The organism is Pseudomonas caricapapayae, assembly GCF_001400735.1.
Classification (GTDB): Bacteria; Pseudomonadota; Gammaproteobacteria; order Pseudomonadales; family Pseudomonadaceae; genus Aquipseudomonas; species Aquipseudomonas caricapapayae.
Window position 1 is genome coordinate 1 of sequence record NZ_LJPW01000055.1, and the last position, 7,890, is coordinate 7,890.

General features: G+C 56.9%; 6 protein-coding genes. 2 read left to right on the forward strand and 4 right to left on the reverse strand.

The genetic code is table 11. The annotated features are described in order from the left end of the window. A partial coding sequence (locus ALO80_RS08025) for a lipopolysaccharide biosynthesis protein (protein ID WP_055008593.1) occupies positions 1–1,441 on the reverse strand: 1,441 nt, incomplete at its 3' end. A gap of 5 nt (positions 1,442–1,446) precedes the next feature. Beyond that, positions 1,447–2,568, reverse strand: a complete 1,122-nt coding sequence (locus tag ALO80_RS08030) for a DegT/DnrJ/EryC1/StrS family aminotransferase (RefSeq protein WP_055008594.1) — start codon at positions 2,566–2,568, stop codon at positions 1,447–1,449. Between the two features lie 584 nt (positions 2,569–3,152). Here ALO80_RS08030 and ALO80_RS08035 point away from each other — a divergent pair. Both ALO80_RS08035 and ALO80_RS08040 read left to right on the forward strand, forming a co-directional pair. Continuing rightward, positions 3,153–4,343 (forward strand): cysteine desulfurase family protein, encoded by a 1,191-nt coding sequence (locus ALO80_RS08035; protein ID WP_055008595.1) that lies wholly within the window; start codon positions 3,153–3,155, stop codon positions 4,341–4,343. 57 nt (positions 4,344–4,400) lie between these two features. Beyond that, positions 4,401–6,209 (forward strand): aminopeptidase P family protein, encoded by a 1,809-nt coding sequence (locus ALO80_RS08040; protein WP_055008596.1) that lies wholly within the window; start codon positions 4,401–4,403, stop codon positions 6,207–6,209. A gap of 31 nt (positions 6,210–6,240) precedes the next feature. On the opposite strand, the gene ALO80_RS08045 is transcribed toward ALO80_RS08040, so the two are convergent. Further along, the gene (locus tag ALO80_RS08045) at positions 6,241–6,555 is read right to left on the reverse strand and encodes a hypothetical protein (protein WP_054987594.1); all 315 of its coding nucleotides are present in this window, start codon (positions 6,553–6,555) and stop codon (positions 6,241–6,243) included. A gap of 175 nt (positions 6,556–6,730) precedes the next feature. Beyond that, the gene (gene rhtA, locus ALO80_RS08050) at positions 6,731–7,618 is read right to left on the reverse strand and encodes a threonine/homoserine exporter RhtA (RefSeq protein ID WP_055008597.1); all 888 of its coding nucleotides are present in this window, start codon (positions 7,616–7,618) and stop codon (positions 6,731–6,733) included. Positions 7,619–7,890: the final 272 nt, after the last annotated feature.

Sequence of the window (7,890 nt, forward strand, 5' to 3'; positions counted from 1 at the left end):
GTGTGACGATTCCGCTGGCGGCGAGTGCGAGAAACAGGCTGCTACGGCTCTCATCGGCAATCAGGCGGAACACCGGCGAGCTGATCGCGAGGCCTGCGGCAGTCATCGCACTGATACGCAGGATGTCGCTCAACCACTGGCGATGAAGGCCCGGTGCCAAGTGCCGATGCACAATCGTCGGCCATATGACGAACGACGTTGCACGCAGAAAAAACCACGCCAGCGCCGCGCCGTAGACACCCTGATAATGGATCGCCAGAAACATCACGGGCACGCTGATCAGCGTTGAAATCAGGCTGTACCCCAGGTGCAAATGCATCCGGCCATAGGCGTATTGCAGATAGAACTGAAAAGCGCTGGCGGCCATGATTGCGCTGCCCAGTGCATACCAGCCCAGCACCGGACGACTCCAGCGCGCCGCAGCTTCATCGCCGGTCCAGGCGAGGATCAGCGGCTCGGCGTACAGGGCGATGACGGCGGCCAACGGGAATAGAAACGTACAGGCAAGGCGATTGGCCGCGAGAAACAACGCATGCATGTCGTCGCGTCTCCCTTCGGCCATCAACACTGTCAGGCGCGGCAACAGCGTCTGTACCAACGGATTGCTCAGCATCACGATGCCAGTGGCGATCAACGCGACCAGTGAAAAGTAGCCGTACTGGTCCAGCGGCAACAGATTCGACAGCAGCACCTTGTCCACCTGGGTCAGCACGATCCACAGCACTGCGCTCAGTGACAGGCTGGCAGCAAAGGGCAGAATCGGCTTGACCAATTGCCAGTCCAGACCGGTGAGCCAGTGCGGTGCAGGCATCTGTCGGTGCGCTTTGCCGGCAAAGACCAGAGTTTCGAGCAACCCGACCACAAGCTGAAACTCAAAGAAGTCCCGAGGGTCCCGGGAAAACTGGCTGACCAGCAACAAGCCACCGAAGTAGCGCAGGGTTGCAATCGATACATTGGCGGCGTTTAGCCAGCCATGCTGTTCAAGGCCCTGAATGCCGCTTTTATAAAGTGTCGAATACAGGCGCAGGGCAATGATAATGCCCATCAAGGCGATGCACTGGACCAGCGTGTCAGGGGGTAGCGTATTGGCGTTCAGCCAGTGTGCTGCGATCCAGGGGCTGGCGACATGGACCAGCAGGCCGCAGAGCATCGCCATCGGCAGAAATATCAGTTCGAACGAGCGCAGCAAGCGGCCCAGGCTTTGTTCGTGCTCGGGAGCGCCTTGCTGATGCGCCACCGCTCGCACCAGGCTGGGAGACAGTCCGGCATCCAGTAGTTGCAACCAGGCTTGCAGGAGGGTGAAGAAACCGATCAGGCCATAAGCCTCGGCACCCAGGTGGCCCAGATAAAACGGCATGATCAGAATCCCGATCAGCATTACATAGGCCTGCCCGCTGTAGTTCAGGATGGTGTTGCGAATGACGGCGCTTGTGCCAGGCATGATAGTCAGCAGACCCGTGCAACGGTGCTGGCCGGATAGCCTGCCTCTGTCGCGTCGCAGGTTTCGATCAGGGTACGGATGACCAGATCCTGTTCGCTTTTCAGCAGGCCGGGATAGATCGGCAGACACAGCACTCGTTCGCTCAATGCTCTGGACACCGGCTGGCCGGGCTGCGGCTGCAAGTATTCCAGCGTGTCGAGCGACGGATAAAAATACCGGCGAGGGTTGATCTGGCGCAGGTTGAGTGCTGTGCGCACTGTCAACAGCTGGTGCTCGTCGTGCAATGCTACCGGGTAATAGCTGTTGTTCAGTTCGCTGTCGGCTTGGTGTTTTTGCAGATCCAGACAGCTTTCCAGTGCGGATGTGTAGCGGTGAGCTATCTGCGCACGTTCTTCAAGAATGTTGTCGATGTTGTCGAGAATGCAAAGGCCCATAGCGGCGGAGAATTCATTGAGCTTGGCATTGATGCCGATACCGTCTATCCGGTCGACCCCGGAGATACCAAAGTTGCACATCAGGTGAGCGCGTGCGGCCAGTTCGTCATCGTTAGTGATGATCGCGCCGCCCTCGATGGTGTGAAACAGTTTGGTGGCATGAAAACTCAGGGTGCTGATATCACCCTGGTTGAGCACCGACTGGCCGGCATGACGTACGGCAAATGCGTGTGCGCCGTCATAGATGACTTTGAGTCTGTGTTCGCGAGCGATGTGCTGAATAGCCTCCACGTCGCAAGGATTGCCAAATACGTGGGTGCCCACGATCGCTGTCGTGTCCTCGGCAATACTGCGTTTGATGTGGTGTGGCGAGATATTCCAGGTGTCCGGATCGATATCGGCAAAGACTGGCCGAATACCTTCCCATTGCAGTGAGCTGCTGGTCGCCACAAAACTGAATGGCGTTGTAACCGCGCTGCCGCTGAGTCCGAGAACGCGATAGGCAACCTGTAGGGCCAGGGTGCCATTGTTGGTCAGAATGATGTGTTTGACGCCCAGATAGTCCTTGAGTCGCTCCGTCAGCTCTTTGGCCAGCGGCCCGTGATTGGTCAACCAGCCGCGTGCATAGATGCCTTCGACGTAGCGTTTGAACTGGTCGATATCACCCAGATAGGTCTTGGTCACGTTAATCATCGAAGCCTCCATGTTTCTCTGAATCGGGGGTGTCACCAAGGTGTGACCAGGCACCTGCCGCACAGGGGCGCTGCATTGCTTCAGGCAACGCTACCGCCACACCGAACGCGTTCAGTACTTTAAAAAGGGAATTGAGAGTCAACAGACGTCCGCCGATGCGTGATTAGCACCGTGGAAAAAACTGACAGCGTGGGCAGAACAGCAATCAACTTCGGCTTGATGATCCCGACGCTATGCGCAGCGGCATTTGCGTACCAATCGGAATGGGCCTGACGGTCCTATATATCGGTGGCGGCAGGGTATCTGTCAAATTATTTCGTCAGCTTTCTGTTAGGTTTTTGATAAATGGCGGTCGAGCTTTATTAACTATATGATTTGTAAGGACGTCAAAAAAATACCATTGTGGATGTGTATTTAAATGACACGGTAACTGTGCGTCACCACGCAGCGACAGGTCACCGGATTTTACAGCTTTCACGAGTCACATATTCTTTTTTTGAATATTTAAATAATAATTAATAATTTTTGGTTCTATATGGTTTGATGCATGATTGCGCTCATGGTCCGCAAGCGGGAGAGCGCGCATGAAAGAGCCGGTGCTGTATTTTGATTACGCTGCAACTACACCAGTGGACGAGCGTGTCATCAAGGTCATGGTCGATTGCCTGGGTATGTCAGGCAATTTCGGTAACCCTGCGTCCAGCTCTCATGCATTCGGTCAAAAGGCCCGTCTTGCGGTGGAGCTTGCCCGAGGGCAGGTTGCCCATCTGGTAGGTGCGCAGCCCTCGCAGATCATCTGGACTTCCGGCGCTACCGAATCCAGCAATCTGGCGCTCAAGGGTGTGGCCCAGGCACGCGCGAAGAGGCAAGCGGTCGCTGGAGGCGGATACGGTCATATCATCACCAGTCAGATCGAGCACAAGGCGACCCTCGATAGTGCCCGACAACTTGAGGAGGAGGGCGTCGAGGTAACCTGGCTGGCACCGGACAGCGAGGGGCTGATCAGCGCCGACGCTGTCAGCGCAGCGTTGCGCGAAGATACGTTTCTGGTCTCCCTGATGCTGGTCAATAACGAACTGGGCACCCTCAACGACATCGCGGAAATCGGCAGACGGGTACGCGCTCACGGTGCGTTGTTACACGTCGACGCCGCGCAGGGTGCTGGCAAATTGCCGATTGACCTGAGCCAGCTTGCGGTAGACCTGATGTCGCTTTCTGCACACAAAATCTACGGGCCCAAAGGTATCGGCGCGCTGTATGTCGGTCCGCGTGCACAGCAGCGGGTGCTCGCCCAGATTCACGGGGGAGGGCATGAATCAGGTCTGCGCTCCGGCACCCTGGCGACCCATCAGATTGCCGGAATGGGCGCGGCCTTCGCTTTGGCAGCAGAAGTGCTCGAGGGTGAAGTTGCTGAAATACAGCGGCTCAACAGTTTCCTTTGTCGACGACTGGCCGATATTCCGGGCGTGCGTATCAACGGCAGTCTCACACAGCGGATTGCCCACACCCTCAGCTTTACGTTCACCCATAACGATCTCGACGTAGCAGCGCTGGGCAGCAGGCTCGCCTTCTCCTCCACCTCTGCCTGTAACTCGGCGAAGAACCAGCCTTCACACGTGCTGCTTGCCCTCGGGCTCAGCCCGCAGGCCGCCAGCCAGACCATACGCTTGAGCCTTGGGCGCTTCACTCGCGATCGGGATATCGAGTGTGCGGCCGAGTCCATCCGTGCCTGTCTGATTCAACCAGCGTTCTGGGCGGTTGCTCAGTCTCGATGAGTGCTCCATTATCTGAGTCGGTAAAAGCAGTCAATTTCCGGGTCAGCAGGAGAGTCAATGAGCACGCAATCCAATGCCAGTTCAGAAGTGGCAGAACGTTTGGCGCATACCCGCGCCTTGATGAGCAGGGAGCGCATCGATGCCTATCTGGCGCCGTCAGCGGATCCGCACCTCTCCGAATACCTGCCGGGCTATTGGCAGGGACGCCAATGGCTGTCGGGTTTTCATGGTTCTGTCGGTACGCTGATCATCACCCAGGACTTTGCAGGCATATGGGCTGACAGCCGCTACTGGGAGCAGGCCGCCAAAGAACTGGCCGGCAGCGGCATCGAGCTGGTGAAACTGTTGCCAGGCCAGCAAGGCCCACTGGAGTGGCTGGCAGACGAGGCCAAGGCCGAAAGTGTGGTTGCCGTTGACGGGGCGGTACTGGCCGTTGCCTCTTCGCGTACCCTGGCAAGCAGGCTCGATGCACGTGGTGCCCGGCTGCGAACAGATATAGATCTGCTTACCGAGCTGTGGCAAGACCGTCCCGCTTTGCCGTCTCACCCTATCTACGAACACTTGCCTCCCCAGGCTTCTCTGGATCGTGCAGAAAAACTGGCGCGTGTCCGCCAGATCGTCGACGAGCGGAACGCTGACTGGCACTTCATTGCAACGCTGGACGACATTGCCTGGCTGTTCAATCTGCGCGGCGCTGACGTTTCCTATAATCCGGTCTTCATCGCCTTTGCCTTGATCGGTCCGCAAAGCGTCACGCTGTTCGTGGACTCGAAAAAGGTGCCGGATTCGGTGCGGGCGCGTCTGGAGCGCGACGTTATCAACCTTATGGAGTACACGCAGATCGGCGCAGCCTTGCGAGAACTGCCGAAAGACGCCCGACTGCTGGTCGATCCGGCGCGGATTACCTGCGGGCTGCTCGATTACCTGGACAGTGAAGTCACGCTGGTCGAAGGGCTTAACCCGAGCACATTACTGAAGTCGCAAAAAACCGAGGCCGATGCAGGTCACATCCGTCAGGCAATGGAGCAGGACGGCGCAGCACTCTGTGAGTTTTTCGCCTGGCTGGACAGCGCGCTGGGACGCGAACCTATCAGCGAAGTGACAATTGATGAAAGGCTGACTCAGGCAAGGGAACGGCGTCCGGGATATGTATCACCCAGTTTCGCCACTATTGCTGGTTTCAATGCCAACGGTGCAATGCCGCATTACCGTGCGACTGAAGCCGAGCATGCGCAGATAGAAGGTGATGGTTTGCTATTGATCGACTCGGGCGGTCAATACCTTGGCGGTACCACCGATATCACGCGCATGGTCGCGATCGGGACGCCGAGTGCCGAGCAGAAGCAGGACTGTACCCGGGTCCTTAAAGGGGTGATCGCATTGTCGCGCACTCATTTTCCCAAGGGCATTCTGTCACCGTTGCTGGATGCCATTGCACGAGCGCCCATCTGGAGCGAAGGCGTCAACTACGGTCATGGCACCGGACATGGCGTGGGTTATTTCCTGAACGTGCACGAGGGGCCGCAGGTCATCGCCTATCAGGCACCGGCCACGCCGCAGACCGCAATGCTTCCGGGCATGATCACCTCCATCGAGCCTGGTACCTATCGGCCTGGACGCTGGGGTGTGCGTATCGAGAATCTGGTGATCAATCAGGAGGCGAGCAAAACCGAATTCGGCGAATTCCTGCGCTTTGAAACCCTGACTCTGTGCCCGATTGATATCCGTTGCATCGAGGTCTTGATGCTCAACGAAGAAGAGCGCACGTGGCTGAACAACTATCACGCACAGGTACTTGCGCGCCTTAGCCCCTTACTGCAAGGGACCGCGCTGCTGTGGCTGCAGGCCCGCACGGTCGCTGTCTGATGGCGGATAGGTAAGACGAGTTGCCGCAGGCTCAGTCCTGCGGCAACGGATTGGCCAGTGGCGTACCTTTCCGGCAGACGATGATCATGCTGCGGCTGGTATAGCCTGCCGGGTTCAGACCAAACGGATAATCTTCCGGCTCTTCGGTCGCATCCCCGGATTTTGCAATGACCTTGAATGTCCTTGACGCACAGGCATTGGTCGCCAGCTCATAGCATTTGGCCCAGGAGGATGTCAGTCCGGAGCAGTTAATGTGAATGCCGCGCTTGCTTTGTTTGACAGGCTTGGATGTGGCTGCACAACCTGCCACAGCCAACATGGCCAATACGATAAAAATGTATTTCATTCCTTTCCTTAGCAGGCCATTGCTGATCGCGATCCATACGGATGACTGGACCATGAGTCGGTAAAACTGTAACGCAGAACTGTCGAATATGAATGTGGCAGGTGTAAACATGGCGCATGCGCGTAACAAATGCCAGTGCAGTGTCGTTTCTTGACCTTGTGAGGGGCTGGTGAGTTCAGTCGGCAGGTACCAATTGCGGTTTGGTGTTTGCAGACCCGAGTGTTGCGCCAATCGATGCGAAAATAATTGCAGCGATCGCCAGCCATTGAGTCAGTGAAAGGCTTTCGTGAAGAAACACCAGACCTGACAGCGCTGCGAAGACCGGTTCCAGGCTTGCCAGGGTGCCGAATGTACGCGCCGACATCCGCGTCAGAGCAATCATTTCCAAACTGTAGGGCAGGGCCGTCGACAGAATGGCGACACCCAGTGCTGCCGGTATCAGGGAAATGTCCAGTAACGCAGAGCCTGCATGTATTGCTCCGACAGGTCCGATAAAGAGTGCCGCGATCATCACCCCGAGCGCTGCAGTCTGTACGCCGTTGTCTGCACCGGCTTTGTGCCCGAACACTATATAAGCGGCCCAGCACACGCCGGCCCCAAGGGCGTAAGCCGCGCCGACCAGGTCAATCGCTTCGGTGGAGGTACCCAGCGGTATCAACAGCAGTAAACCGATGACTGCCAGCGAAACCCAGAGAAAATCGATGGGTTTACGCGAAGACAGCAGGGCCACTGCAAGCGGGCCGGTGAACTCCAGTGCGACGGCAATTCCCAGAGGTACAGTTTGCAGCGACATATAGAAGAAGAGGTTCATGCTGCCTAGCGCAATGCCGTAGATCACCACGGTACGCAGCGACCTTGCGGTCAGATTCGCGCGCCATGGGCGGAGGATGGCAACGAGGATGAGGCTTGCAAACACCAGCCTTAGGGTCGTGGTTCCCTGTGCGCCTACTGCGGGGAAAAGGCTCTTCGCCAGTGAGGCACCGCTTTGAATGGAGATCATGGCGATCATCAGCAGCCCCAAGGGGAAAAGGGCGGACGCTATAGTGTGGGGTTTCTCAGACATTTCGGGGGTACGTCCTGGGTGTGATCCGTGCGCTGTTAATCAGGCATGATGCGGAATAATCAGGGTTTGGGCAATATATTGCGCAGCCTTCGAGCGCTGCTCTATATAGATAATCACGAAACGAGCAATTTCGATGTTTTTGAAATTAACGGTTGACGCCCTCTGTGATCTGTCTATAATTCGCCCCACTTCCGGCGCAGACGGAAACGAAAAAGCCTTGTAGATCAATAGGTTGCAAGGGTTTGGAGTGAGGAGTCAGCGAGGAAGGAGGT

Bases quoted from the DNA above. Each gene is read 5' to 3' on its own strand.
- ALO80_RS08035 (WP_055008595.1), top strand. From the start codon at position 3,153: ATGAAAGAGCCGGTGCTGTATTTTGATTACGCTGCAACTACACCAGTG.
- ALO80_RS08030 (WP_055008594.1), bottom strand. From the start codon at position 2,568: ATGATTAACGTGACCAAGACCTATCTGGGTGATATCGACCAGTTCAAA.
- rhtA (WP_055008597.1), bottom strand. From the start codon at position 7,618: ATGTCTGAGAAACCCCACACTATAGCGTCCGCCCTTTTCCCCTTGGGG.
- ALO80_RS08045 (WP_054987594.1), bottom strand. From the start codon at position 6,555: ATGAAATACATTTTTATCGTATTGGCCATGTTGGCTGTGGCAGGTTGT.
- ALO80_RS08040 (WP_055008596.1), top strand. From the start codon at position 4,401: ATGAGCACGCAATCCAATGCCAGTTCAGAAGTGGCAGAACGTTTGGCG.